Source organism: Pseudomonas sp. LS2P72, from assembly GCF_054897865.1.
This window is the reverse complement of the sequence record NZ_CM142708.1, coordinates 2279204-2303794: the sequence shown is the minus strand read 5'-3', so window position 1 is coordinate 2303794 and position 24591 is coordinate 2279204. Positions and strand designations below refer to the sequence as shown.

At 59.7% G+C, this 24591-nt stretch carries 27 protein-coding genes and 1 pseudogene; 16 read left to right on the top strand and 12 right to left on the bottom strand.

What is annotated here, in order from left to right:
• Positions 1-214 precede the first annotated feature (214 nt).
• From gcl to ACYZUA_RS10650, 9 genes are all read left to right on the top strand, one after another.
• The gene (gene gcl, locus ACYZUA_RS10690) at positions 215-1990 is read left to right on the top strand and encodes a glyoxylate carboligase (protein WP_461963063.1); all 1776 of its coding nucleotides are present in this window, start codon (positions 215-217) and stop codon (positions 1988-1990) included.
• 137 nt (positions 1991-2127) lie between these two features.
• A complete protein-coding gene (gene hyi, locus ACYZUA_RS10685; RefSeq protein ID WP_415770565.1) occupies positions 2128-2910 on the top strand; it encodes a hydroxypyruvate isomerase in 783 nt (260 codons plus the stop codon).
• 171 nt (positions 2911-3081) lie between these two features.
• The gene (locus ACYZUA_RS10680; protein ID WP_461963062.1) at positions 3082-3972 is read left to right on the top strand and encodes a 2-hydroxy-3-oxopropionate reductase; all 891 of its coding nucleotides are present in this window, start codon (positions 3082-3084) and stop codon (positions 3970-3972) included.
• A gap of 173 nt (positions 3973-4145) precedes the next feature.
• Positions 4146-5426, top strand: a complete 1281-nt coding sequence (locus ACYZUA_RS10675; RefSeq protein WP_461963061.1) for a glycerate kinase type-2 family protein — start codon at positions 4146-4148, stop codon at positions 5424-5426.
• The gene (gene pyk / locus ACYZUA_RS10670; RefSeq protein ID WP_461963060.1) at positions 5416-6831 is read left to right on the top strand and encodes a pyruvate kinase; all 1416 of its coding nucleotides are present in this window, start codon (positions 5416-5418) and stop codon (positions 6829-6831) included. Before ACYZUA_RS10675 ends, pyk begins: the two co-directional genes overlap by 11 nt.
• Before the next feature lie 116 nt (positions 6832-6947).
• A complete protein-coding gene (locus tag ACYZUA_RS10665) occupies positions 6948-7862 on the top strand; it encodes an urea transporter (RefSeq protein WP_461963059.1) in 915 nt (304 codons plus the stop codon).
• Positions 7863-7883: 21 nt separating this feature from the next.
• Complete coding sequence (locus ACYZUA_RS10660) at positions 7884-8708, top strand: ion transporter (RefSeq protein WP_461963058.1); 825 nt, start codon at positions 7884-7886, stop codon at positions 8706-8708.
• A gap of 102 nt (positions 8709-8810) precedes the next feature.
• Complete coding sequence (locus ACYZUA_RS10655; protein WP_461963057.1) at positions 8811-9809, top strand: sulfate ABC transporter substrate-binding protein; 999 nt, start codon at positions 8811-8813, stop codon at positions 9807-9809.
• 477 nt (positions 9810-10286) lie between these two features.
• The gene (locus ACYZUA_RS10650; RefSeq protein WP_461963056.1) at positions 10287-11492 is read left to right on the top strand and encodes an MFS transporter; all 1206 of its coding nucleotides are present in this window, start codon (positions 10287-10289) and stop codon (positions 11490-11492) included.
• A gap of 61 nt (positions 11493-11553) precedes the next feature.
• Here the strand turns inward: ACYZUA_RS10650 and ACYZUA_RS10645 are convergent, their stop codons facing one another.
• Positions 11554-11958, bottom strand: a complete 405-nt coding sequence (locus tag ACYZUA_RS10645) for a type II toxin-antitoxin system HicB family antitoxin (RefSeq protein ID WP_150655126.1) — start codon at positions 11956-11958, stop codon at positions 11554-11556.
• The gene (locus ACYZUA_RS10640) at positions 11958-12170 is read right to left on the bottom strand and encodes a type II toxin-antitoxin system HicA family toxin (RefSeq protein ID WP_461963054.1); all 213 of its coding nucleotides are present in this window, start codon (positions 12168-12170) and stop codon (positions 11958-11960) included. The genes ACYZUA_RS10645 and ACYZUA_RS10640 overlap by 1 nt, the downstream gene beginning before the upstream one ends.
• Positions 12171-12450: 280 nt before the next feature.
• On the opposite strand from ACYZUA_RS10640, the gene ACYZUA_RS10635 reads away from it, so the two are divergent.
• From ACYZUA_RS10635 to ACYZUA_RS10615, 5 genes and pseudogenes are all read left to right on the top strand, one after another.
• Positions 12451-13170: an SDR family oxidoreductase gene (locus ACYZUA_RS10635; protein ID WP_461963053.1), complete on the top strand. Its 720-nt coding sequence runs from the start codon at positions 12451-12453 to the stop codon at positions 13168-13170.
• Positions 13171-13302: 132 nt separating this feature from the next.
• The gene (locus ACYZUA_RS10630; RefSeq protein WP_461963051.1) at positions 13303-13476 is read left to right on the top strand and encodes a helix-turn-helix domain-containing protein; all 174 of its coding nucleotides are present in this window, start codon (positions 13303-13305) and stop codon (positions 13474-13476) included.
• Positions 13422-13658: pseudogene (locus ACYZUA_RS10625) on the top strand (LysR substrate-binding domain-containing protein); the annotation flags it as partial. The gene ACYZUA_RS10630 and the pseudogene ACYZUA_RS10625, both read left to right, overlap by 55 nt.
• A gap of 84 nt (positions 13659-13742) precedes the next feature.
• The gene (locus ACYZUA_RS10620) at positions 13743-14210 is read left to right on the top strand and encodes a helix-turn-helix domain-containing protein (RefSeq protein WP_461963050.1); all 468 of its coding nucleotides are present in this window, start codon (positions 13743-13745) and stop codon (positions 14208-14210) included.
• The gene (locus ACYZUA_RS10615) at positions 14207-14782 is read left to right on the top strand and encodes a PIN domain-containing protein (protein WP_461963049.1); all 576 of its coding nucleotides are present in this window, start codon (positions 14207-14209) and stop codon (positions 14780-14782) included. Before ACYZUA_RS10620 ends, ACYZUA_RS10615 begins: the two co-directional genes overlap by 4 nt.
• A 56-nt stretch (positions 14783-14838) precedes the next feature.
• On the opposite strand, the gene ACYZUA_RS10610 is transcribed toward ACYZUA_RS10615, so the two are convergent.
• The 10 genes from ACYZUA_RS10610 to ccmA form a co-directional block, all read right to left on the bottom strand.
• The gene (locus ACYZUA_RS10610; protein WP_461963048.1) at positions 14839-15243 is read right to left on the bottom strand and encodes a hypothetical protein; all 405 of its coding nucleotides are present in this window, start codon (positions 15241-15243) and stop codon (positions 14839-14841) included.
• Between the two features lie 14 nt (positions 15244-15257).
• Complete coding sequence (gene ccmI, locus ACYZUA_RS10605) at positions 15258-16460, bottom strand: c-type cytochrome biogenesis protein CcmI (protein ID WP_461963047.1); 1203 nt, start codon at positions 16458-16460, stop codon at positions 15258-15260.
• Positions 16453-16926, bottom strand: coding sequence for a cytochrome c-type biogenesis protein (locus ACYZUA_RS10600; protein ID WP_008145552.1), 474 nt, complete (start codon positions 16924-16926; stop codon positions 16453-16455). Before ACYZUA_RS10600 ends, ccmI begins: the two co-directional genes overlap by 8 nt.
• Positions 16923-17459: a DsbE family thiol:disulfide interchange protein gene (locus ACYZUA_RS10595; RefSeq protein ID WP_461963046.1), complete on the bottom strand. Its 537-nt coding sequence runs from the start codon at positions 17457-17459 to the stop codon at positions 16923-16925. Before ACYZUA_RS10595 ends, ACYZUA_RS10600 begins: the two co-directional genes overlap by 4 nt.
• Positions 17456-19444 (bottom strand): heme lyase CcmF/NrfE family subunit, encoded by a 1989-nt coding sequence (locus ACYZUA_RS10590; protein ID WP_461963044.1) that lies wholly within the window; start codon positions 19442-19444, stop codon positions 17456-17458. Before ACYZUA_RS10590 ends, ACYZUA_RS10595 begins: the two co-directional genes overlap by 4 nt.
• A gap of 3 nt (positions 19445-19447) precedes the next feature.
• Complete coding sequence (gene ccmE, locus ACYZUA_RS10585; RefSeq protein WP_461963043.1) at positions 19448-19903, bottom strand: cytochrome c maturation protein CcmE; 456 nt, start codon at positions 19901-19903, stop codon at positions 19448-19450.
• A complete protein-coding gene (gene ccmD, locus ACYZUA_RS10580) occupies positions 19900-20076 on the bottom strand; it encodes a heme exporter protein CcmD (RefSeq protein ID WP_007894243.1) in 177 nt (58 codons plus the stop codon). Before ccmD ends, ccmE begins: the two co-directional genes overlap by 4 nt.
• A complete protein-coding gene (locus tag ACYZUA_RS10575) occupies positions 20073-20828 on the bottom strand; it encodes a heme ABC transporter permease (protein WP_461963042.1) in 756 nt (251 codons plus the stop codon). Before ACYZUA_RS10575 ends, ccmD begins: the two co-directional genes overlap by 4 nt.
• A gap of 77 nt (positions 20829-20905) precedes the next feature.
• A complete protein-coding gene (ccmB, locus tag ACYZUA_RS10570) occupies positions 20906-21574 on the bottom strand; it encodes a heme exporter protein CcmB (protein ID WP_008155797.1) in 669 nt (222 codons plus the stop codon).
• Entirely contained in the window at positions 21571-22206 is a 636-nt protein-coding gene (ccmA, locus tag ACYZUA_RS10565; RefSeq protein ID WP_007894233.1) for a cytochrome c biogenesis heme-transporting ATPase CcmA, read from the bottom strand. Before ccmA ends, ccmB begins: the two co-directional genes overlap by 4 nt.
• Positions 22207-22669: 463 nt before the next feature.
• On the opposite strand from ccmA, the gene fliK reads away from it, so the two are divergent.
• Positions 22670-24244 carry a flagellar hook-length control protein FliK gene (gene fliK, locus ACYZUA_RS10560; RefSeq protein WP_461963041.1) on the top strand — a complete coding sequence of 525 codons (1575 nt, stop codon included), beginning with the start codon at positions 22670-22672 and terminating at the stop codon, positions 24242-24244.
• Entirely contained in the window at positions 24241-24570 is a 330-nt protein-coding gene (locus ACYZUA_RS10555) for an EscU/YscU/HrcU family type III secretion system export apparatus switch protein (protein ID WP_461963040.1), read from the top strand. Before fliK ends, ACYZUA_RS10555 begins: the two co-directional genes overlap by 4 nt.
• Positions 24571-24591 lie beyond the last annotated feature (21 nt).

The following is a 24591-nucleotide window of genomic DNA, read 5'->3' as shown; positions in this document are numbered from 1 at the left end:
GAAGTCCTATGCAACAAATAGAACACAATGAATTATTTTTTTGTATACAATAATTTTCGAAAAGCGCCACATGCGACGAAAAGCCACAGTAGAACGGGCTTCCGACGAATGAAACGGCCGCTTGAGAAAATGGATTGACCTGCGCCGTCCGCCGTGAATACACTCTGCGCAAAGCCACTTGTATACAATTACAAAACGTAAGAGGCACAAAACCATGAGCAAAATGAGAGCAATCGAAGCCGCCGTTCTGGTGATGCGCCGTGAAGGGGTTGATACCGCTTTTGGCATCCCCGGCGCCGCGATCAACCCGCTGTACTCCGCCTTGCAGAAGGTCGGTGGCATCGATCACGTCCTTGCTCGCCACGTTGAAGGCGCCTCGCACATGGCCGAGGGCTACACCCGCACGAAGGCCGGCAACATCGGCGTGTGCATCGGCACTTCGGGACCTGCCGGTACCGACATGGTCACCGGGCTCTACAGCGCCTCGGCCGACTCGATCCCGATTCTTTGCATTACCGGCCAGGCACCCCGCGCCCGTATGCACAAGGAAGACTTCCAGGCTGTCGACATCACCTCGATCGTCAAGCCAGTGACCAAGTGGGCAACCACCGTCATGGAACCGGGCCAGGTGCCTTACGCGTTCCAGAAAGCCTTCTACGAAATGCGCTCCGGCCGTCCAGGCCCGGTGCTGATCGACCTTCCGTTCGACGTGCAGATGGCTGAAATCGAATTCGACATCGACGCCTACGAACCACTGCCGCTGGCCAAGCCAACCGCTAACCGCGTGCAAATCGAGAAGGCGCTGGCCATGCTCGATCAGGCCGAGCGTCCGTTGCTGGTGGCCGGTGGCGGCATTATCAATGCCGACGCCAGCGAGTTGCTGGTGGAATTCGCCGAGCTGACCGGTATTCCGGTGATCCCGACCCTGATGGGCTGGGGCACCATTCCGGACGATCACCCGTTGATGGTCGGCATGGTTGGCTTGCAAACCTCGCACCGTTACGGCAACGCCACCCTGTTGAAATCCGACGTGGTGCTCGGCATCGGTAACCGTTGGGCCAACCGTCACACTGGTTCCGTGGACGTGTACACCGAAGGCCGCAAGTTCATTCACGTTGATATCGAAGGCACTCAGATCGGCCGCGTGTTCACCCCGGACCTGGGCATCGTTTCCGACGCCGCTGCCGCACTGACCGTGTTCATCGAAGTCGCTCGCGAATGGCAAGCCGCCGGCAAGCTGAAAAACCGCAGCGCCTGGCTGCAAGACTGCCAGCAGCGCAAATCCAGCCTGCAGCGCAAGACTCACTTCGACAACGTGCCGGTCAAGCCGCAACGCGTTTACGAAGAAATGAACCAGGTGTTTGGCAAAGACACGTGCTACGTCAGCACCATCGGTCTGTCGCAGATTGCCGGCGCGCAGTTCCTGCACGTCTACAAACCGCGTCACTGGATCAACTGCGGTCAGGCCGGTCCTCTGGGCTGGACCATTCCTGCAGCGCTGGGCGTGGTCAAGGCTGATCCGACCCGTAAAGTTGTGGCGCTGTCGGGCGACTATGACTTCCAGTTCATGATCGAAGAATTGGCGGTGGGCGCGCAGTTCAAGCTGCCGTACATCCACGTGGTGGTGAACAACTCGTACCTGGGGCTGATTCGTCAGGCTCAGCGCGGTTTCGACATGGACTACTGCGTGCAGCTGTCCTTCGACAACCTGAACGCTCCGGAACTCAACGGTTACGGTGTCGACCACGTCGCGGTCGCCGAAGGCCTGGGCTGCAAGGCGCTGCGTGTGTTCGAACCGAGCGAGATCCAACCTGCCCTGCGCCGGGCTCAGGAGCTGATCGAAGAGTTCAAGGTGCCGGTGATCGTCGAGATTATTCTGGAGCGTGTGACTAACATTTCCATGGGCACCGAGATCAACGCGGTCAACGAATTCGAAGACCTGGCGCTGGTCGGCAACGATGCGCCAACCGCGATTTCGTTGCTCGATTAACTGCTGATCGTTCCCAGTGTGGGAGCGAGCCTGCTCGCGAAGGCGGCTTCACATCCAACAAAGATGTTGGCTGACACACCGCTTTCGCGAGCAGGCTCGCTCCCACAAGGGACCTCACACTCATACGGGAGACCACCATGCCGCGTTTCGCAGCCAACCTGTCCATGCTGTTCACCGAGCAGGATTTTCTTGCCCGTTTTGAAGCTGCCGCCAAGGCCGGCTTCAGTGGTGTCGAATACCTGTTCCCTTACGACTTCAGCTCCGCCGAGATCAAAGCCAAGCTCGATGCCAATGGCTTGACCCAAGTGCTGTTCAACCTGCCAGCCGGTGATTGGGCCAAGGGCGAGCGCGGTATCGCGTGCCTGCCGGACCGGGTTGAAGAGTTCCGCGCCGGTGTCGACCTGGCGATTGCCTACGCGAAAGTGTTGGGCAACACCCAGGTCAATTGCCTGGCCGGTATTCGTCCACAAGGCATCGACGACGCCTCCGTGGAAAAAACCTTCGTCGCCAACCTCAAATACGCCGCCGACAAGCTGCAAGCGGCGGGCATCAAACTGGTGATGGAAGCGATCAACACCCGCGATATCCCGGGTTTCTACCTGAACAACACGGCGCAAGCCCTGTCGATTCGCGAACAGGTCGGCAGCGCCAACCTGTTCCTGCAATACGACATCTACCACATGCAAATCATGGAGGGTGACCTGGCCCGCACCATGGCCGCGCACCTGGGCGAGATCAACCACATCCAGTTGGCCGATAACCCGGGGCGTAACGAACCGGGCACCGGTGAAATCAACTACCGCTTCCTGTTCGAACACCTGGACCGTATCGGTTATCAGGGTTGGGTCGGTTGCGAATACAAGCCGCTGACCACCACCGAAGCAGGTTTGGGCTGGCTCAAAACCCATAACGCGATCTGACGCAGATCCCCTGTAGGAGCGAGCCTGCTCCGGGCGGCGTTCCGACGATGAGGCCAGCACATTCGACATTGATGTTGCCTGACATACCGCTATCGCGAGCAGGCTCACTCCTACAAAAAGCAACGCTCCCCTATTTGCTTGAAGCAGCAATAAAAACAAGAGGATTTTCTCATGGCTAAAATCGGATTTATCGGCACCGGCATCATGGGCCACCCAATGGCGTTGAACCTGCAGAAAGCCGGTCACAACCTGTTCCTGTCGGCGCACCACGACCCTGCGCCTGCTGACCTGATTGCCGGTGGCGCCGTCGCCCTGGCGAACCCGAAAGAAGTCGCGCAAGAAGCCGAATTCATCATCGTCATGGTCCCGGATACTCCGCAGGTCGAAGACGTGCTGTTCCGCGCCGACGGTGTTGCGGCCGGTGTCGGCAAAGGCAAAGTCGTGATCGACATGAGCTCGATCTCGCCAACCGCCACCAAAGCCTTCGCTGCCAAAATCAACGAAAAAGGCGCTCAGTACCTCGACGCGCCAGTGTCCGGTGGTGAAGTCGGCGCCAAGGCTGCGACCCTGAGCATCATGGTTGGCGGCGATGCCGATGCCTTCGAACGCGTTCTGCCGCTGTTCCAGGCGATGGGCAAGAACATCACCCTGGTGGGCGGCAACGGCGACGGTCAAACCGCCAAAGTGGCTAACCAGATCATCGTGGCGCTGAACATTCAGGCCGTGGCCGAAGCCCTGCTGTTTGCTTCGAAAAACGGTGCCGATCCAGCCAAGGTCCGTGAAGCGCTGATGGGCGGTTTCGCCTCCTCGAAGATCCTTGAAGTACACGGCGAGCGCATGATCAAAGGCACCTTCGACCCAGGTTTCCGCATCAGCCTGCACCAGAAGGACCTGAACCTGGCCCTGGCCGGCGCACGCGAACTGGGCATCAACCTGCCGAACACCGCCAACACCCAGCAAGTGTTCAGCACCTGCGCGGCCATCGGTGGCAGCAACTGGGACCACTCGGCGCTGATCAAGGGCCTGGAACACATGGCGAATTTCTCGATTCGCGATAAATAAGACCCGCACTACCGAGGGCCTGCCTGGCCCTCTGTAGGAGCAAGGCTTGCCCGCGATGGAATCGCCTCGGTGCAGCAGAAACACCACAGTGTCTGCATCGCGGGCAAGCCTTGCTCCTACAGGGGCCGTGCATGGCTCGATATCCCTAATAACAAGAAATCCGGGAGCCCGCCATGTCGGTCAATCCGCAACAATTCCTGCGCGAGCTGTTTGCCACAGCCATCGACGCGGCCCATCCGCAGCAAGTCCTCGAAGCCCATTTGCCCAAAGACCGCAGCGGTCGGGTGATCGTCATCGGTGCTGGCAAAGCCGCCGCGGCCATGGCCCAAGTGGTGGAGCGTTGCTGGCAGGGTGAAGTATCAGGTCTAGTGGTGACACGTTACGGTCACGGCGCCCCGTGTGAAAAAATCGAAGTGGTCGAAGCCGCTCACCCGGTGCCCGACGCTGCCGGTCTGGCGGTCGCCAAACGCGTGCTGGAACTGGTCAGCAATCTGACCGAAGACGACCGCGTGATCTTCCTGCTCTCGGGCGGTGGCTCTGCCCTGCTGGCGTTGCCCGCGGCCGGCATCACCCTGGCCGACAAGCAGTCGATCAACAAAGCCCTGCTCAAATCCGGCGCCACCATTGGCGAAATGAACTGCGTGCGCAAGCACCTCTCGGCGATCAAGGGCGGCCGTCTCGGCAAAGCCTGCTGGCCTGCCACTGTTTATACCTATGCGATTTCCGATGTGCCGGGCGACCTCGCCACGGTCATCGCCTCCGGCCCCACCGTGGCCGACCCGAGCACCTCGGCCGAAGCCCTGGCGATCCTCAAGCGCTACAACATCGAAGTCCCGCTCTCGGTGCGCAACTGGCTGCAGAGCCCGGAATCAGAGACGGTCAAACCCGGCGATCCGAGCCTGGCGCGCAGTCACTTCCAGCTGATCGCCCGCCCGCAGCAGTCGCTTGAAGCTGCTGCGGTGAAATGCCGTCAGGCCGGGTTCAGTCCACTGATCCTCGGCGACCTGGAAGGCGAATCCCGCGAAGTGGCCAAGGTTCATGCCGGTATCGCCCGTCAGGTCGTGCTGCACGGTCAGCCATTGGCGGCGCCTTGCGTGATCCTCTCGGGCGGCGAAACCACGGTCACCGTACGCGGCAACGGCCGTGGCGGACGCAACGCCGAATTCCTGCTGAGTCTGACCGACAGCCTCAAAGGTCTGCCCGGCGTCTACGCGCTGGCCGGCGACACCGATGGCATCGATGGCTCCGAAGACAACGCCGGCGCAATCATGACCCCGGACAGCTACGCCCGCGCCGCCGCCCTCGGCCTGAGCGCCAGCGACGAGTTGGACAACAACAATGGCTACGGCTATTTCGAAGCGCTGGACGCACTGATCGTCACTGAGCCGACCCGCACCAACGTCAACGACTTCCGTGCCATCCTGATTCTCGAGAGCCCTAAAAATGACGCCTGACAAGAAGGTTAAAATCCTCGCCACCCTCGGTCCTGCCACTAAAGGGATCGACGACATCCGTGAGCTGGTGCAGGCCGGGGTCAACATCTTTCGCCTGAACTTCAGCCATGGCGATCACGCCGACCACGCCCAGCGTTATCAGTGGATTCGCGAAGTCGAGCGCCAGCTGAATTATCCGCTGGGCATTCTGATGGACCTGCAAGGCCCGAAACTGCGGGTCGGCAAGTTCGCCGAAGGCAAGGTGCAACTGCATCGCGGTCAGGCTTTGCGCCTGGACCTTGACCCGACACCGGGTGATGAACGCCGGGTCAACCTGCCTCACCCGGAAATCATTGCCGCACTCGAACCGGGCATGGACCTGTTGCTGGACGACGGCAAGCTGCGTCTTCGCGTGGTCACCAAGTACTCCGACGCCATCGACACCACCGTGCTCAATGGCGGCGAGCTGTCGGATCGCAAAGGTGTGAACGTGCCGCAAGCGGTGCTGGAACTGAGCCCGCTGACCGCCAAGGACCGTCGCGATTTGAGCTTCGGTCTGGAGCTGGGTGTGGACTGGGTCGCGCTGTCGTTTGTGCAGCGTCCGGAAGACATTCGCGAGGCGCGCGAACTGATCGGCGACAAAGCGTTTTTGATGGCCAAGATCGAGAAGCCTTCGGCCGTGACGCAACTGCGCGAGATCGCCGAATTGAGTGACGCGATCATGGTTGCTCGCGGTGACTTGGGCGTGGAAGTGCCGGCCGAAAGCGTGCCGCAGATTCAGAAAAACATCATCACCATCTGCCGTCAGCTCGGCAAACCGGTGGTGGTGGCGACCCAGATGCTCGAGTCGATGCGCTTCTCCCCTGCCCCGACCCGTGCCGAGGTGACCGACGTGGCCAACGCCGTGGCCGAAGGCGCGGATGCGGTGATGTTGTCGGCGGAAACCGCGTCCGGCGAGTACCCGCTGGAAGCCGTGCAGATGATGAGCAAGATCATTCGTCAGGTGGAAAACGGCCCGGACTATCAGGCGCAACTCGACGTGAGCCGGCCGAAGGCTGAGGCGACTGTTTCTGATGCGATCAGCTGCGCGATTCGTCGCATCAGCAATGTGCTGCCGGTGGCGGTGCTGGTGAATTACAGCGAGTCCGGCACCTCGAGTTTGCGTGCGGCGCGGGAACGGCCGACGGTACCGATCCTCAACCTGACGCCGAACCTGCAAACCGCTCGCCGGTTGACGGTGGCGTGGGGCGTGCACTCGGTGGTCAATGATCGGCTGCGGCAGGTGGATGAAGTGTGCTCAACGGCGCTGGAGATTGCCCAGGCGCAGGGCATGGCCAAGCGTGGCGACACGTTATTGATCACGGCGGGTGTGCCGTTTGGGCAGCCGGGGTCGACTAACTCTCTGCGCATAGAGACGCTGATTTAGCGCCCATACCGGCCCCATCGCGAGCAAGCTCGGCTCCTACGGTTCGTGGAGGACCTGTAGGAGCCGAGCTTGCTCGCGATGCAGGCAACTCGGTCCCTTTGACACACAGATAAAAAATGCCTGCCAACCACTTCAACACCCACTGCCCCGACTGGGCCACTGCCCTGCTCAATGGCTTCAGCCAGATCTTTCTTCAGCGCCATCCGCTGTGCGGTCTGCTGTGCCTGTTGGCCATTCTTTTCACCGCGCCTGCCCTGCTCGGCGGTGCACTGCTGGGCGGTGTCGCCGGGTTGCTCACCGCGCAACGACGCGGCTACGCCAAGGCCGATCGGCAGGCCGGGCTCTTCAGTTACAACGGTGTTTTGCTCGGTTTGCTGCTGAGCCTTTATTTCCCGTGGTCAGCGATGTTGCCGCCGCTGATCATCGCCGCTGGCGGCCTGAGCGCGATGTTCACTCAACAGTGGCTCAAACGCGTCCGGGTCAGCCAATACCTGCCTGCCTACACCGCGCCCTTCGTGGGGCTGGGCTGGTTGCTGCTGTGCTTCGCCACGCCCTCGACAAATGCGCACTTGATCGAAATCAACACGCTGAACATGCTCGCCGCACCACTGAAAGGCCTCGGCCAGGTGATGTTCCTCGATCATCCGCTGGCCGGTGCGCTGATTGCCGTGGGTTTGCTGATCGCTGATCGCCGCGCATTCTGCTGGGCGTTGTTGGCGTCTGGGGCGGGCATGGGCTGGAGCATGCTGCATCACGACTTCTATACCGCATTGATCGGCCTCGGTGGCTATAACGCCGTACTCGCCGCCCTCGCCTTCAGCTCGCAGCGCCAGAAACCTTGGCTGCCGCTGCTCGGTATTGCATCAGCGCTGTTGCTGACGCCGGTGTTTGCCGCCATCGGTCTGCCAACGCTGACCGCGCCGTTCATCCTTTCCTGCTGGCTGATCCGCACGGTTGTTCAAATGCTCGGCAAGACCGCTGTCGCCCGTACGCCTTGCACTCTGGAGGAGAATCAACCTAGGCTTCGCTGATCATTGGTTCAGGCGTTTTCCATGGACAGCAGCAAAAACTGGCGTGAAGAGCTTTACGTCATGGTTTTCCAAAGCGACACCAAGGCCGGCCGGCGCTTCGACGGCATCCTGCTGTTGATCATCCTCGCCAGCATTGTGATCGTGATGCTCGACAGCATCGATTCCATTCACCAGAACTACGCCAACGTGCTGGCGTACATCGAGTGGGGCTTCACGGTCATCTTCGCCATCGAATACGGCCTGCGGCTGTACTGCTCACCCAAGCCGTTGCGCTATGCGTTCAGCTTTTATGGACTGGTGGATTTGCTGGCGATCGTGCCCGGTATCCTTGCGCTGTATTACGCCGATGCGCAGTACCTGCTGATCATCCGGATCATTCGGATGCTGCGAATTTTCCGCGTGCTCAAGCTGAGTCCGTATCTAAAGCAAGCCAACTATCTGATGTCCGCATTGCGCGGCAGCAAGCAGAAGATCGTGGTGTTTCTGGTCAGCGTCTGCACCCTGGTGACGGTGTTCGGTACGCTGATGTACGTGATCGAAGGCCCGGAGCACGGCTTCACCAGCATTCCCAAAGGGATCTATTGGGCTATCGTCACGCTGACCACCGTGGGCTTCGGCGACATCGTGCCTAAAACGCCGCTGGGTCAGGTGATTTCGTCACTGGTGATGATCACCGGTTACTCGATCATCGCCGTGCCGACGGGGATTTTTACCGCCGAACTGGCCAACGCGATGCGCGGCGAACAACTGCAACATGACTGCCCGGTGTGCAAGAAAAACAACCACGAGCATGGGGCGGCGTTCTGCTCACGGTGCGGGAATGCGTTGTTTAAGAAAATGGAATAAGCAAAGTACTTTTTAATCTTTAAAGGACTATGCGAGCCCCGTTATAGTCGCTGGCAAATTGCCTCACTTTTAAATAAAAACTTTACGAACAAGGAATGCGCAGTGAAAAAACTCTTTGGCGCCTCACTTCTGGCCGCTGGCCTGGCTCTGGCCAGCGTGGCTCAGGCCGCACCGACCCTGCTTAACGTTTCCTACGACGTGATGCGCGATTTCTACAAGGACTACAACACTGCCTTCCAGAAACACTGGCAAGCCGAGCACAACGAAAACATCACCCTGCAGATGTCCTTCGGCGGCTCCAGCAAACAGGCGCGTTCGGTGATCGATGGCCTGCCGGCTGACGTCATCACCATGAACATGGCCACCGACATCAACGCCCTGGCGGACAACGGCAAACTGGTCCCGGACAACTGGGTCACCCGCCTGCCGAACAACAGCGCGCCGTTCACCTCCGCCACCGTGTTCATCGTCCGCAAAGGCAACCCGAAAGCCCTGAAAGACTGGCCCGACCTGCTCAAGGACGGCGTGCAGGTGATCGTGCCAAACCCGAAAACGTCGGGTAACGGCCGCTACACCTACCTCTCGGCCTGGGGTTATGTGCTGAAAAACGGTGGCGACGAAAGCAAAGCCAAAGACTTCGTCGGCAAGCTGTTCAAACAAGCGCCGGTGCTGGATACCGGTGGCCGCGCCGCCACTACGACCTTCATGACCAACCAGATTGGTGATGTGCTGGTGACCTTCGAAAACGAAGCGGAAATGATTGCCCGTGAGTTTGGTCGTGATCAGTTCGAAGTCATTTACCCTAGCGTCTCCGCCGAAGCCGAGCCGCCAGTGTCGGTGGTCGACAAAACAGTCGACAAGAAAGGCACCCGCGCTGCTGCCGAGGAATACCTGAAGTACCTGTGGTCGCCGGAAGGTCAGGAAATTGCGGCGGCGAACTACCTGCGTCCGCGTGATCCGGCGGTGCTGGCCAAATACACCGACCGCTTCCCGAAAGTGGATTTCCTGTCGGTAGAGAAGACCTTTGGTGACTGGCGGACTGTGCAGAAGACCCACTTCAATGATGGTGGGGTTTTTGATCAGATCTACAGCGGTCAGTAATTCCTGAGCCCCACGAAAAAGGCGACCTGAGAAGGTCGCCTTTTTTGTGGTCGAACACAAAACTCGTGTTCGCTGAAGATCCCCTGTGGGAGTGAGCCCGCTCGCGATGACATTTATCCATTCGATAAATGTGTTGCCTGACACGCCGCTATCGCGAGCAGGCTCGCTCCCACAGGGTTTGCGCCAAGCAGTTACATCGGCGGTGTCACGCTGTCCTTGCGCGCCGAAATCGACTGAGCCATCAGCATCTCAACGGCACTTTTACACGTGAAGAGAGAACATAAGCACGCTATCGAACAGGATGTAGGTGAATGTATCATCGGACCTCAATATTTTGACGCAAGGTTTCTCGATGGACATCACACGCGTCCGTCACTCATTCCGCAACGGAATGATTGCTATCACTCCAAACCCTCTTCTGCCCATCCGATAGCCCTTTAGCCTGCGCGCATTCTCTTTTGCTCAGCGAGACCCGTTATGAACCCAGCGACCCAGGTGCCCCACGGCACCGCAACAATGACCCGAGGCATGGTGTTGCTATTCGCCTTCTGCTGCGGTGCCATCGTTGCCAACATTTACTACGCCCAACCGATCATCGGCCTGATCGCACCTGACATCGGCCTGACCAGCACCATGGCCAGCCTGATCGTTTCACTGACCCAGATCGGTTACGCGCTGGGTCTGTTCTTCCTGGTGCCACTGGGTGATCTGCTGGAAAACCGCCGCTTGATGATCATCACCACGGTGGTGGCGATTGCCAGTCTGTTGGGCGCTGCGTTCACCGACCAGCCAAACGTGTTTTTGCTGATCTCGTTGCTGGTGGGATTCAGTTCGGTGTCGGTGCAGATCCTGATCCCACTGGCCGCGCATCTGGCACCGGAAGAGTCTCGCGGGCGTGTGGTCGGCGGCATCATGGGCGGTTTGCTGCTGGGGATTCTGTTGGCGCGGCCGGTGTCCAGCGTGGTGGCTGACCACTTCGGCTGGCGCGCGATGTTTGTGATTGCGGCGGTGTTGATGGCGGCGATCAGCGTCGTGCTAGCGCTGACGATTCCCAAGCGCCAACCTGATCACAGTGCGTCTTACGGTCAATTGTTGGGTTCCCTGTGGACTCTGTTACTTCAACAACCGGTATTGCGTCAGCGCGCGTTTTATCAGGGGTGCATGTTCGCCACCTTCAGCCTGTTCTGGACCGCCGTGCCGCTGGAACTGGCGCGCAATCATGGCTTGTCGCAAACCCAGATCGCAATCTTCGCTCTGGTTGGGGCCATCGGCGCCATCGCCGCACCCATCGCCGGTCGACTGGCCGATGCCGGCCACACTCGCATTGCTTCACTGCTGGCCCTTTTGTTCGCCAGCCTGAGCTTCCTGCCGGCGTTCATCCATCCGGTCTACAGCGTCATCGGCCTCGCGGTCACCGGCGTGGTACTCGACTTCTGCGTGCAGATGAACATGGTGCTCGGCCAACGCGCGGTCTACGCCCTCGACGCCAAAAGCCGCAGCCGCCTGAATGCGTTGTACATGACCAGCATTTTTATCGGCGGCGCGTTTGGCTCCTCGGTGGCCAGTGCGGTGTATGAACACGGTGGCTGGTTGTGGATCGTGATTGTGGGTAGCGCATTTCCGCTGTTGGCGTTGTTGCGGTTCTTGAGTGTTTCAGAAAAGCGTTCGTTGGCGACGGCATAGTCCACCAATAGCTTCGCGGGCAAGGGTCAGGCGCCCGCGAAGGCGATGGTCTCGATTTCACTCAGTGCCGCACCAATTTCTCCATCGCCGCATCTGCCAGAAATGAAGAGCGGCTTTTGACATTGTGCTCACGCACATAACGATCGATACGCTGGATCACGTAGCCGGGCAGCGTCACATTGACCTTCTCGGTTTTGCCCATGTACGGCGCGATGTCCAGCTCAAGCATTCCCCAGCCCATGTCGGCAAAGTCCGGATTGCCACGGTGGGCGGCAGCAGACGTAGGCATGGGAATCGACTCCCCGTCAGCCGCAATCTCCTGAAGCATGATGTGGGCAATCTCGACCGCCGCGTTGTAGGCGTCTTCAAACGTATCCCCGGCCGTTACGGCGCCTGGAATATCGGGGATCTGAATACCGATGGCGGTGCTCTCGTCGCCCCACTCGATACAGATTGGATATTGCATTATGGATCTCCTGCGTAACTGGCTCCCGGGCAATGCAACCCGGCTCGCCTCCTGATGCTTTTGACCGTCCCGATCGGCAAATCCTTTTTCGGATGAGGGACGGGTATCGTGTACGGGTTGTATCGGTGTTTGAAGAGGTGATGGCTGCCGGTAATCCGATCCAGTATCCAGCCGGCCTCCTCCAACTCCTTGATCAATAGCCTGCTCTGCACCACTCGCCTCCTTGCTCAGGCCCAAACAAAAGTAACCCTAGAGTTATCTTTACTCAAGCACAAAAATCCGGAACGCGACGCTCGGTTGTTTTACAGAGTGTGATTGCGGGCCGCAGCATTCTTCCCAAGAATGGATGCTTTCGCTCAGCCTGATCCGTTACGCCGAGGTCAACCCGGATTACACTCTGCGTCCTGAGCCTGACGCGATGCTGGATGCGATTCGCGGCTGAACCGATCAAATGTCGCCTGAGCCGCGGCATGTTCTTTCAAGGAGTGAGCAATGACCCGACGTACGTTTCTCATCACCGGCGCCAGCAAAGGCATTGGCCGCGCGGTAGCCGAACACCTGGACCGCATGGGTCATCGGGTGGTCGGCATTGCCCGATCGCCCGACCTGAGCTTTCCCGGCATTCTGTTTCCGCTGGATCTGAGCGACAGGGCACTGACTCAGGAAGTGCTGGCGGAGCTGGCCAGGACTTATGAGTTCGACGGACTGGTGAACAACGTCGGGCTGGTTCGCCCCCAGGTGCTGGGGGAAATCGACCTCGACACGTTCGACGACGTGATGCGGGTCAACCTGCATTCGGCCTTGCAGGCGACTCAGGCACTGCTGCCGAATATGCGCGCCAAGGCCTGGGGTCGGGTGGTGAACATCTCCAGCCTGACCGTGCTGGGTATCACGCAGCGCACCGCTTACGCGGCGGCCAAAGCGGCGCTGATTAGCTTCACGCGATCCTGGGCGCTGGAACTGGCGCAAACCGGCGTAACAGTAAACGCCGTGGCCCCGGGCCCGACCGAAACCGAACTGTTTCGCGCCAACAACCCGCCGGGCAGCGAAGGTGAAGCGCGTTATCTGGCTGGCGTGCCGATGGGCCGTTTGGGGCAGCCGCAGGAGATCGCCGCGGCGATTGCGTTTTTGTTGTCCGAGCAGAGCGGGTTTATCACCGGGCAAACCTTGTTTGTCGACGGCGGGGCTTCGATAGGCAAAGCGGCGTTCTAACCAACAACACCCATCCCCTTGTGGGAGCGAGCCTGCTCGCGATGGCGGACCGTCAGTCACATTAATGTTGGATGTGCCGCCATCATCGCGAGCAGGCTCGCTCCCACAATTTGATCTCCACAAGGACTCAAAATGGACCGCCTCGCCGCAATGGAAACCTTCGTCTACGTGGTGGAAACCGGCTCGTTTTCCGCCGCCGCCCGGCGCCTGAATATCGGTCAACCCGCCGTCTCGAAAGCCATCGCGCATTCCGCGTCAACGCCGCCGAAGGTCTGCGTGCAGCCGTGCTCGCCCATCAAGGGCTGACCATGGCGTCCGAATGGATGTTTGCACCGGAATTGGCTAACGGTGCGGTCAGAGAAGTGATGAAGGATTGGACGTTGCCGAATCAGGACCTTTGGGCAGTGTTTCCCACGGGCAGAATGGCCAGTGCGAAGGCTCGGGCGTTTGTGGAATATGTGCAGGGGTTGTTGGCGAAAGAGATCTGATGTTTCGATTATTTCGTTTATTGCGATTTTCGATTAATTCGAATAGCCTGCCAACTTCGATTATTCAGAATATTGGAAACCGCCATGTCGCCTGTAATCCACCCGCCGATTACCTTGCCTATGGAGCGCGAAGTACAAGCTGCCATCGAGGGGCAGCGCGCCTTGGCGGCCTATCTTACGACTCAATTCGAAACTCAGCACATCCAGATTTTCGACGAGCAGAATGAAGCTCACACTGTCGAACTGCCCACCTCAGCCCTCAAGTTGCTGGTCGACATTCTGGCTGAGCTAGCAGCGGGCAACGCCGTCAAAGTGGTCCCGGTTCACGCGGAATTGACCACTCAGGAAGCCGCCGACCTGCTTAACGTCTCACGCCCACACCTGATCAAGCTGCTTGAATCCGGCGACTTGTCCTACCACAAAACCGGCAAGCACCGACGTGTGCGCTTTGCCGATTTGATGGACTATAAAAACCGGCGCGACACTGCCAGCGAGCAAGCAATGAAGCTTCTCGCCGAGCAGGCACAAGTGTTAAGGACAGGATACGAGTGAGGCAATCCTCTTTTACCGCTGTATATGACGCATGTGTTCTGTACCCCGCGCCCCTGAGAGATTTTCTGATGTGGCTCGCGCTTTCCGGACGTTTCAGAGCGAAATGGTCTTTGGAGATACACAACGAATGGAAACGCAATCTCCTAAAAAACCGTCCGGATCTAACCGCCGAGCAACTGGATCGCACGTCCGAGCTGATGGATCAGGCCTTACCCGACGCTTGTGTCACTGGATACGAAGTCCTGATTGAAGGGCTGACGCTGCCAGATATCGATGATCGACATGTGCTGGCAGCCGCCATTCGCTGCAACGCCAGCGTCATCGTCACGTTCAATCAGAAAGACTTCCCCGATAAAGCATTGGGCCCTTTCGGTATCGAGGCTCAGCATCCTGACGAGTTCGTCGACAACCTCTTCAACCTCGACCCGGCGGCAGTGGTCGCGGCGGCGCAACGCCAACGCAAGCAATTGAAAATGCCACCGATGAACGTCAGCAGCTATCTTGATCTTCTATTGCGCCAAGGCCTGGTTCAGTCGAGCAAGGCATTGTGCGAATACCGCGCCATTCTATAAACGACTTTCTCAGACTTCCAAAAGCAAAACGGCGATCCAAGGATCGCCGTTTCTGTTTACTGCCCGAATTGCCGTCCCAACCCGCCCGGCACGCCTTGGATATCAGTTTCTTCCCAAGGCCCGTTCGGGCTGATCGACCGGCTCCAGCCGTTATTCCAGCGGTAGTACGTGCGCTGGCGGTAGAAAGTGTTGGTCTGATCATCGAGAACGTACACGCCGAGCTTGGCATCCCAATGGCTGTTGCCACCCGGCGGCGGCGCGAAGCTGGCGGAGGTGCGTGGCAGCGGTTTGGCGGGCTTGGCCGGAATGCTCGGTTTGCTCGGAGTCGGTGTCGGGGACGGCGTCGGACGCGGCTGCGACGGCGGGATCGGTGGCAGCCGTTCAGGCTGCTGCGGTTGGACCACGCAAGCGCTTAACCCCAAAACCATACTGAGCAGGGTGATACGAGCGATGGCGGTCATAGTGGCGTGTCCTGTCATTTGTCCGGGCTGTCGATGGTCAGTGTTTGCTGCGCAGTGGTGCTGCTGGCCAGAGGCTGGCTGCGACCGATCCATTCGCCGTCAGTCGGTTTGCCGGCGCGGGAGATGCGTGCAACCAGTTGGACTTCAGGGAAGTTCGACAGTTTCAACTGAGGCATCATTGCGTCGGCGTCGCCCAGCTCAACGGTCGCCGGCAAGTCGGCCACGGTCAGCCGTTTGGCGGCCAATGGCGCAGGAGGCCCTGCGGTGGCGCGGGCGAAAATGAATACGCTGTCGCCCGGCTGGACCTTGGCTTTCAGCTCTGGCGCCAGATCCACGCGCACCTTGAGCAATGCCGCAACTTTGGCAGCGGGCGCCTGGGTCACCTTGCCGCCGCTGGCTTCGAGTTTCTCAGTGGCCCGAGTGATGCCGCCTTGCAGCGCGGCGCGGGAACTGTCCTCCGGTGGCAGTTGCACCAGCAGGCGATTCCAGTAGTCGATGGCGTCCTGATAACGCTGGCTTTCAAAGGCAGCAATACCGAGCAAGCCAAGGCTGGTGACTTCTTTCGGATCGGCTTTGAGTGCTTCGTCGGTCAGGGCCTGAACCTTGTCCGACCACTTCTTGCCATCGGCGAAATACTGGGCCTGCGCCCATTGACCCAACAGTTCCGGCTGACGACCGGCCAGGTTCACCGTGCGTTCGAAGATCTTCGCCGCATCGCCAGGGCGATCCTGAGCCATGTACGTGCGACCGAGGAAATACAGACCTTCAGCCGAATCCGGCTGAGCCGCGACCGCACGCTCCAGACGACGAGTCATCTCTTCCATCGACTGCGGCGCCTGGGAGAATTCGCGGGTCAGTTCGACCTTGTCGCTCGCCCCAAATTGCAGATACAGGCCGAGGCCCAACACCGGCACCAGAATCGCCGCCAGCAACGGCCACGGCTTGCCCAGGCGGGACACGCGTGGCGCCTCGACGCCTTCAGTGTCGGCGAGCAATTCACGGGCAGCTTCGGCGCGACCGGTGTCCATTTGCGTGGCGTCGAGAACGCCCTCTTCCTGCTGAGTCTGCAACTCAGCCACGCGTTCCTGATACAGCGCGACGTTCAGGGCCGTACGATCCTCTTCAAGCTGGGCGCGACGGCCACGCAGAACGGGAATCAGCAGAAAACTCAGGGCAACCAGAAGTAGCAGACCTGCAGCGAGCCAGAAATCAATCATTCTTGGTTTTATCCAACAGGTGGTCGAGGCGCTCACGCTCCTCGGCGGAAAGCTCATCCTTGGTGTCGGCGCGTTGCACGCGACGACGGCGGACGATCACGGCGATGATCACAAAACCGCCCAGCAACAGACCGGCAGGGCCGAACCAGAGCACAGCAGTCTTGGCGTTCAGAGCGGGTTTGTAGCGGACAAAATCACCGTAGCGGTCGACCATGAAGTCGATGATCTGCTGGTTGTCCTTGCCCTCGCCGAGCATGCGAAAAATCTCTTTGCGCAGGTCGGCGGCGATCGGTGCGTTGGAATCGGCAATGTCCTGATTCTGGCACTTGGGGCAACGCAGCTCTTTGGTCAGCTCGCGAAAACGCTCGCGATCACCTTCTTTGGCGAACTCATAGGTGTCGATGGCCGCGTGCGCCACGCCGGCCATGCTCAAACCCAATACCGCGGCGGCTATCCAGCGCTTCATGGCTTGGCCTCATCAACCAGCGCCTGATACTTGGCGGCCAGTTTTTCGCGCCAGACCTGTTCATCAATCACGCCAACGAACTTGTCGCGGATGATGCCCTTGGCATCGATGAAGAAGGTTTCCGGAGCGCCGTACACACCCAGGTTCAAACCCAAAGTGCCTGCGTCGTCACGGATGTCCAGCTGATACGGATTGTGGAATTCCGCCAGCCACTTCAAGGCATCAGCGTTGACGTCCTTGTAGTTGATGCCGTAAATCACCACGCCCTGTTTGGCCAGTTTATTCAGCACCGGGTGCTCGACCCGGCAGGAAATGCACCACGTGCCCCAGACGTTTACCAATGCCGGTTTACCCAGAATGTCCGCCCTGGTCAGGGTCTTGTCGCCCTGCACGGCCGGCAGGGAAAACTCCGGGAACGGCTTGTTGATCATCGCCGAGGGCAACTCCGCCGGGTTCAGGAACAGACCGCGATAAAGGAAAACAGCCACCACCAGGAAAATCACCAGGGGCAACAGCATCAACCAACGTCTCATGCCGTGGCTCCCGTCATGCCCAGTGCTTCACGCACGCGGCTGTTCACCTTGACCCGGTAACGCCGATCGAATGCCGCGAGCAACCCGCCCAAACCGGTGAGCAGACCACCGAACCAGATCCAGCGCACGAACGGTTTGACGTGGACGCGAACGGCCCAGGCGCCATCGCCCAATGGTTCACCGAGTGCGACGTAGAGGTCGCGGGTGAAACCGGCGTCGATTCCGGCTTCGGTCATCACCGAATTCTGCACGGTGTAGAGGCGTTTTTCCGGGTGCAGCACGCTGACTTCCTTGCCGTTGCGGATCACCCGAACGGTGCCCTTGTCGGAGGTGAAGTTCGGCCCTTCGAAATGCTTGGCGCCTTCGAACACGAATTGGTAACCGCCCAGGTCCATAGACTCGCCCGGCGCCAGGCGCAAGTCGCGCTCGGCACTGTTCTGGCTCGACAGCACGACACCGAGGGCACACACGGCGATGCCGAGGTGAGCGACCTGCATGCCCCAATAACTGCGGGTCAGGGTCGGCAGGCCCTTGATCAGGCCTTTGTGGCGAGTCTTGTCGAAGATGTCACGCACACCGGCCAGCAACACCCAGGCCGCGAGCATGAACGTCGCAATCACTGCCCAATTGAAATCGCCATAAGCGACACCGGCGACCACGGCCAGCGCGGCGCTGCCGAGCAACACCGGGGTCAGCATGCTCAACAGCCATTTGACCGGGGTGTCTTTCCAGCGCACCAACATGCCGACCGCCATCACCATCATCAGCAAGGCCATCAACGGAATGAACAGTGCGTTGAAGTACGGCGGGCCGACCGACAGTTTGGCACCGGTCATCGCATCGAGAATCAGCGGATACAAGGTGCCGAGCAGGATCATCGAAGCGGCGACGACCAGCACCAGGTTGTTACCCAGCAGCAGGGTTTCCCGGGACCAGAGGTTGAAGCCGACGTGGCTCTTCACCACGGGAGCGCGCAGGGCAAACAGCGTTAGCGAGCCACCGACCACAAACAGCAGGAAGATCAGAATGAACACACCGCGCTCAGGGTCGGACGCAAAGGCGTGAACCGAGGTCAACACGCCGGAACGCACGAGGAAGGTCCCCAGCAAGCTCAACGAGAAGGCAGCGATGGCCAGCAACACGGTCCAGCTCTTGAACACACCACGTTTTTCCGTGACCGCCAACGAGTGAATCAGCGCCGTACCCACCAGCCATGGCATGAACGAGGCGTTTTCCACCGGGTCCCAGAACCACCAGCCGCCCCAGCCGAGTTCGTAGTACGCCCACCATGAACCGAGGGTGATGCCGATACCGAGGAAGGCCCAGGCGACGATGGTCCACGGACGGGACCAGCGAGCCCACGCCGCATCAAGACGACCGCCCAGCAGTGCTGCGATGGCGAACGCGAACGCCACGGAGAAACCGACATAGCCCATGTACAACATCGGCGGATGAACGATCAGGCCGATGTCTTGCAGCAAGGGATTGAGGTCACGACCGTCCGCAGGAATCTGCGGCAGGATCCGGGCGAAAGGGTTCGAGGTAAGGATCAGGAACAACAGGAAACCCGTGCTGATCATGCCCATCACCGCCAGCACGCGAGCCAGCATCACTTGCGGCAACTGCCGGGAGAACACCGACACCGCGAAGGTCCAGCCGCCGAGGATCAACGCCCAGAGCAGCAACGACCCTTCGTGAGCGCCCCACACCGCGCTGAACTTGTAGTACCACGGCAACGCGCTGTTGGAGTTGCTGGCAACGTAGGCGACGGAGAAATCGTCGGCCATGAAGGCGTAAGTCAGGCAACCGAAGGCGAACAGCAGAAACGTGAATTGCCCCCAAGCCGCTGGTTGAGCGAGGCTCATCCACAAGCGGTCACCGCGCCAGGCACCGAACAACGGCACCACGGCCTGAACCAGCGCAAAACACAGCGCCAGAATCATGGCCAGGTGGCCGAGTTCAGGAATATAAAGTCCGGACGTCATCGATCAACCCTCCTTCGCGGGCGTTGGAGCAGATTGACCGCTGTCTTTCAAAGCCTTGGTCACTTCTGGCGGCATGTACTTCTCATCGTGCTTGGCCAGCACTTCGTCGGCCACCACCACGCCGTCGGCATTGAGCTTGCCCAGGGCAACGATGCCCTGCCCTTCGCGGAACAGGTCCGGAAGGATGCCGCGGTAGCTGATGGTCACGGATTTATTGAAGTCGGTGACGATGAATTTCACGTCCAGCGAATCGCCGGAGCGTTGCAGCGTACCTTTCTCGACCATGCCGCCAGCGCGGATCCGCGTGTCTTGCGGGGCTTCGCCGTTGGCGATCTGGGTCGGGCTGTAAAACAGATTGATGTTCTGCTGCAGTGCGCTCAGGGCAAGGCCGACGGCAGCGCCGACACCGACCAGGATCGCGAGAATGATGATAAGACGCTTTTTGCGCAGCGGATTCACTTGCCGTTCTCCCGGCGCAGACGACGCGCCTCTTGTTGCAGATACCGCTTGCGGGCCAGGATCGGCGCCGCCACGTTGAGGGCCAGCACCGCCAGGCTAATGCCATAGGCTGACCAGACATACAGGCCGTGATGGCCCATGGCGAGAAAGTCGCCGAATGAAGCGAAACTCATCGAGCGACCTCCAGACTGTTCTGCACTTCGGCCTTGACCCAACTGGCGCGGGCTTCGCGCTTGAGCACTTCAAGGCGCATGCGCAGCAGCAACACCGCGCCGAAGAAACAGTAGAAACCCAGCACCGTCAGCAGCAGTGGCAGCCACATCTCGGCGGGCATTGCCGGTTTTTCGGTGAGGGTGAACGTCGCGCCCTGGTGCAGGGTGTTCCACCACTCCACCGAATATTTGATGATCGGGATATTGATCACCCCGACAATCGCCAATACCGCGCAGGCCTTGGCGGCACTGTCACGATTGCTGATCGCATTGCCCAGCGCAATAAGACCGAAGTACAGAAACAGCAGAATAAGCATGGACGTAAGTCGTGCATCCCAGACCCACCACGAACCCCAGGTCGGTTTGCCCCAGATCGCGCCGGTGACTAACGCCACGGCGGTCATCCAGGCACCGATGGGCGCCGCGCATTGCAGGGCGACGTCGGCCAGTTTCATCTTCCACACCAGACCGACAATGCCGCACACAGCCAGCATCACGTAGATGGACTGGGCCAGCATGGCGGCCGGAACGTGGATATAAATGATGCGAAAGCTGTTGCCTTGCTGGTAGTCCGGCGGCGCGAAGGCCAGGCCCCACACTACACCAACGCTGATCAGCAGCAACGCCGCGACGCTCAGCCATGGCAGCAGTTTACCGCTGATGCCGTAAAACCATTTGGGCGAGCCGAGCTTATGAAACCAAGTCCAGTTCATTACTGTTTCCATCACGGTTGCTGCTCGCCATCATGAGCAGCCAGGGCCTTTACTGGTTAAAAAACAACCAGACCTCATTATTCGCCGACGCTGATCTTCAGGCCAGCAGCTATTGCAAAAGGTGTAAGGGTTATCGCCAGGGCGGTCAGGCTACCAAGCCACAGGAGATAACCGGTCGCCGGCATGCCCTGCAATGCCGCCTGCAAGGCGCCACTGCCAAGAATCAACACCGGGATGTACAACGGCAGAATCAGCAGCGCCAGCAACAGACCGCCACGCTTCAATCCCACCGTCAGGGCTGCGCCCACCGCACCGAGCAGGCTCAGCACCGGTGTACCCAGCAACAACGAAAGCAGCAACACCGGCAGACAGGCGGTTGGCAAACCGAGCATCAATGCCAGCAATGGAGCGAGCAAAACCAATGCCAGGCCAGAGAAGGACCAGTGTGCCAGTACCTTGGCCAAAACCAGAAGAGGCAGGGGGTGCGACGAAAGGACCCACTGTTCAAGCGATCCGTCTTCGAAATCACTGCGGAAAAGCCCGTCCAGCGAGAGCAAAACCGATAAAAGGGCCGCTACCCAGACCAGCCCCGGAGACAAGGTTTGCAACAATTGAGACTCGGGTCCGACCGCTAACGGGAACAGGGAAACGACAATCGCGAAGAACACCAGCGGATTGGCCAACTCCGCCGGACGGCGGAACAACAATCGGGCTTCACGGGCGACCAACAGGCCGAAAACACTCATACGGCCCAGTTCCCCAGATCAATGTCGCGATAGCCGGCCGGCATCCGGGTCAGCGTGTGGTGAGTGGTCAGGACCACCATGCCACCGCGCTCGCAGTGTGCGGCCAGGTGTTCTTCGAGTTGCGCCACGCCTTGTTTGTCGAGCGCGGTGAACGGCTCATCGAGGATCCATAACGGCGGGCTTTCCAGGTACAACCGCGCCAACGCGACCCGGCGTTGCTGCCCGGCAGACAGCGTGTGGCAGGGAACATCCTCGAAACCGCGCAGTCCGACAGCCGTCAGCGCCTGCCAGATCGCTTCATGGGAGGCCGGTTGATGCAAGGCGCACAGCCAGCTCAAGTTCTCTTCCGGGGTCAGCAAATCCTTGATCCCGGCGGCATGGCCGATCCACAGCAGGTTGCGCGCCAGCTCAAAGCGTTGTTCGTTCAATGGCTGGCCGTTGAGCAGCACCTGACCGGCAGTCGGCTGCATCAGACCGCAAAGCAGACGTAAAAGGCTGGTTTTGCCACTGCCGTTGGGGCCACTGATTTGCAACATTTCGCCACTGGCCAGTCTCAATTCGAGATTTTCGAAGAGCAGCCGAAGGTCTCGCTCACAGGCGAGGGCAACGGTTTGCAGGACAGGACTGGTCAAGAGATCACGGGCCTTTTAGGTTCAAGTCGGCAGTGGAGCGGCCGTTAAAGATATGCAGGATAAATGCATTGGCGGCCCGTTCTAAGGAGCTGGATCAAGTATTTGAAATGTTTTCAGCGCCCCGGATACAACGGGGCGGCATTATACATGCCATGCCCCAACAGGGCGTGTTGACGTTAAATGATGGTCGCGCCGCTACCCCGGAAGGCGCAAGACTAGGCGTGAGAAGCGAAGTTTGGTATTCCAAGTATGTAACGAGTAACTACGTATTGCGCCTTCCGGGGTAGCGGCCCTTCGGGTTGGCGTTGTGAGCGAGCCATGCTGCGTTGCAAGACTTGGTAAGGAAACGACCCTTACCAGCGTCTTGCGCCTTGCCTGGCCCGCTCACAACGCCAACGCGATCCATCATTTAACGTCAACACGCCCTGTTCAAGAGGGCAATTTCCTCAGGTTGTGACCGCGTATGACAGGCGAAATGAACATCCTCCCGCTGCCGCAAACCACGCCCGCGACTTCGCGACCGCTGGTGGTGAGTGGCGACCTGCTGAAGTTACTGACGCCGATGGAGGGCCTGATCACTGCGGGCCAGACTGCCAAGGCCGAAGTGCTGTCGCTCAAGCAGGCGGATCAGACCTTTCAATTGTTGCTCAAGGTCACCCTCGACAGCGGCCGTCAGACCACGGTCCAGGCCACCAGCAGCCAACCGCTGCCTCAGGGCACCAGCCTGGCGATCAGCCAGCCGTCGGCGGGTAATCTGGCCGTCACCGTGCAACAGGCCATCGCCTCCAGCGTCGCCACTCTCACTCGTATCGACACGGCGCAACTGCCCGTCGGCACGCTGCTGCAAGGCAAAGTGCTGACCTCTCAGGTGTTGCCGCAGGTGCCGGGCCAGCCGACGGTGTTTCGCTCGATGGTGAGTCTGCTCAACACCGCGTTGAGCGGCAGCACCCTGAGCATCGACAGCCCGACGCCGCTGCGCATCGGCACCTTGCTGAGCGCGCTGGTGCAGGACACCCAGACGCTGAAGTTCGTGCCATTGAGCAGCCGCCAGGAGCAATTGGCCGTAACCCAACAACTGGTCAGTCAACAGAGCCGCCAGGGTTCGTTGGATGGCCTGCTCAAACTCCTGCAAAACCTGCCGTCCCAGAATCAGACGTCCAGTGATCTGCGAGCCGCGGTCGACAAGTTGCTCGCCGGCCTGCCCGATATTCAACAACTCAGCACACCAAAGGGACTGGCCCAGGCGCTGGCCAATAGCGGCCTGTTCCTTGAAGCCAAACTGCTCAGCGGTCAGAACCCGACACTGGCCCCGGACATGAAAGGCGATCTGCTCAAGTTGATCGCACAACTGACGCCCGGCCTGCCGGCCAACACCAATCTCAACGCGATCATTGCCGCCAACACACTGGCCCAGGCCATGCCGAACTTCGTGCGCAGCGCCCTCGGCATGCTCGGTCAGGTCAGCGCCAAACCGCAGCCAACCAGCTTCCCGCTACCCGAGCGCCTACTAAAGAGCATGGACGGCGAAGGCGATCTCGAGCACTTGCTGCGTTTGGCAGCAGCGGCAGTTTCGCGCCTGCAAAGCCATCAACTGTCGAGCCTGGAACAGACCGGCGTGACTGACGACGGTCGGTTGATGAGCACCTGGCAGCTGGAGATCCCAATGCGCAATCTGCAGGACATCGTGCCGTTGCAAGTCAAGTTCCAGCGCGAAGAAGCGCCCGAGAAAGAACAGCAGAACGAACGCCGCGACGAGCGCGAACCCAAACAACAATTGTGGCGAGTGGACCTGGCGTTCGACATGGAGCCCTTGGGCCCGTTGCAGATTCAGGCACAACTGATCAAAGGCAGCCTGTCCAGCCAGCTATGGGCCGAACGCCCGTACACCGCCAGCCTGATCGAAAGTCATCTGGCCGAACTGCGCCAGCGCCTGCTGGCGTCCGGCCTGAATGTCGGCGATCTCGATTGCCATCTCGGCACACCGCCACAAGGCCCTCAAACCCGTCTCGAACAACGCTGGGTCGACGAAACCGCATGAAAAACCCCAACACTCCGCGCCAGGCCATCGCCCTCAAGTACGACGGCAACCACGCCCCTACCCTCACGGCCAAAGGTGACGAAGCACTGGCCGAAGCCATTCTGAAGATTGCCCGCGATTATGAAGTGCCGATCTACGAAAACGCCGAGCTGGTGAAACTGCTGGCGCGGATGGAATTGGGGGAGAGTATTCCGGAGGAGTTGTATCGCACGATTGCCGAGATCATTGCGTTTGCGTGGAATTTGAAGGGCAAGTTCCCCAAAGGGCAAGATCCGGATGCGCCGATGGTCGAGAAAGATATTACTGATCGCGGGGATGATTACTAAGCAGGTGGCTCGCTTTGCATA

What these genes read in the sequence shown, in the direction of transcription:
- gcl (WP_461963063.1), top strand. Translation starts at nt 215, where the DNA reads ATGAGCAAAATGAGAGCAATCGAAGCCGCCGTTCTGGTGATGCGCCGT.
- hyi (WP_415770565.1), top strand. Translation starts at nt 2,128, where the DNA reads ATGCCGCGTTTCGCAGCCAACCTGTCCATGCTGTTCACCGAGCAGGAT.
- ACYZUA_RS10680 (WP_461963062.1), top strand. Translation starts at nt 3,082, where the DNA reads ATGGCTAAAATCGGATTTATCGGCACCGGCATCATGGGCCACCCAATG.
- ACYZUA_RS10675 (WP_461963061.1), top strand. Translation starts at nt 4,146, where the DNA reads ATGTCGGTCAATCCGCAACAATTCCTGCGCGAGCTGTTTGCCACAGCC.
- pyk (WP_461963060.1), top strand. Translation starts at nt 5,416, where the DNA reads ATGACGCCTGACAAGAAGGTTAAAATCCTCGCCACCCTCGGTCCTGCC.
- ACYZUA_RS10665 (WP_461963059.1), top strand. Translation starts at nt 6,948, where the DNA reads ATGCCTGCCAACCACTTCAACACCCACTGCCCCGACTGGGCCACTGCC.
- ACYZUA_RS10660 (WP_461963058.1), top strand. Translation starts at nt 7,884, where the DNA reads ATGGACAGCAGCAAAAACTGGCGTGAAGAGCTTTACGTCATGGTTTTC.
- ACYZUA_RS10650 (WP_461963056.1), top strand. Translation starts at nt 10,287, where the DNA reads ATGAACCCAGCGACCCAGGTGCCCCACGGCACCGCAACAATGACCCGA.
- ACYZUA_RS10645 (WP_150655126.1), bottom strand. Translation starts at nt 11,958, where the DNA reads ATGCAATATCCAATCTGTATCGAGTGGGGCGACGAGAGCACCGCCATC.
- ACYZUA_RS10635 (WP_461963053.1), top strand. Translation starts at nt 12,451, where the DNA reads ATGACCCGACGTACGTTTCTCATCACCGGCGCCAGCAAAGGCATTGGC.
- ACYZUA_RS10630 (WP_461963051.1), top strand. Translation starts at nt 13,303, where the DNA reads ATGGACCGCCTCGCCGCAATGGAAACCTTCGTCTACGTGGTGGAAACC.
- ACYZUA_RS10620 (WP_461963050.1), top strand. Translation starts at nt 13,743, where the DNA reads ATGTCGCCTGTAATCCACCCGCCGATTACCTTGCCTATGGAGCGCGAA.
- ACYZUA_RS10610 (WP_461963048.1), bottom strand. Translation starts at nt 15,243, where the DNA reads ATGACCGCCATCGCTCGTATCACCCTGCTCAGTATGGTTTTGGGGTTA.
- ccmI (WP_461963047.1), bottom strand. Translation starts at nt 16,460, where the DNA reads ATGATTGATTTCTGGCTCGCTGCAGGTCTGCTACTTCTGGTTGCCCTG.
- ACYZUA_RS10600 (WP_008145552.1), bottom strand. Translation starts at nt 16,926, where the DNA reads ATGAAGCGCTGGATAGCCGCCGCGGTATTGGGTTTGAGCATGGCCGGC.
- ACYZUA_RS10595 (WP_461963046.1), bottom strand. Translation starts at nt 17,459, where the DNA reads ATGAGACGTTGGTTGATGCTGTTGCCCCTGGTGATTTTCCTGGTGGTG.
- ACYZUA_RS10590 (WP_461963044.1), bottom strand. Translation starts at nt 19,444, where the DNA reads ATGACGTCCGGACTTTATATTCCTGAACTCGGCCACCTGGCCATGATT.
- ccmD (WP_007894243.1), bottom strand. Translation starts at nt 20,076, where the DNA reads ATGAGTTTCGCTTCATTCGGCGACTTTCTCGCCATGGGCCATCACGGC.
- ACYZUA_RS10575 (WP_461963042.1), bottom strand. Translation starts at nt 20,828, where the DNA reads ATGAACTGGACTTGGTTTCATAAGCTCGGCTCGCCCAAATGGTTTTAC.
- ccmB (WP_008155797.1), bottom strand. Translation starts at nt 21,574, where the DNA reads ATGAGTGTTTTCGGCCTGTTGGTCGCCCGTGAAGCCCGATTGTTGTTC.
- fliK (WP_461963041.1), top strand. Translation starts at nt 22,670, where the DNA reads ATGACAGGCGAAATGAACATCCTCCCGCTGCCGCAAACCACGCCCGCG.
- ACYZUA_RS10555 (WP_461963040.1), top strand. Translation starts at nt 24,241, where the DNA reads ATGAAAAACCCCAACACTCCGCGCCAGGCCATCGCCCTCAAGTACGAC.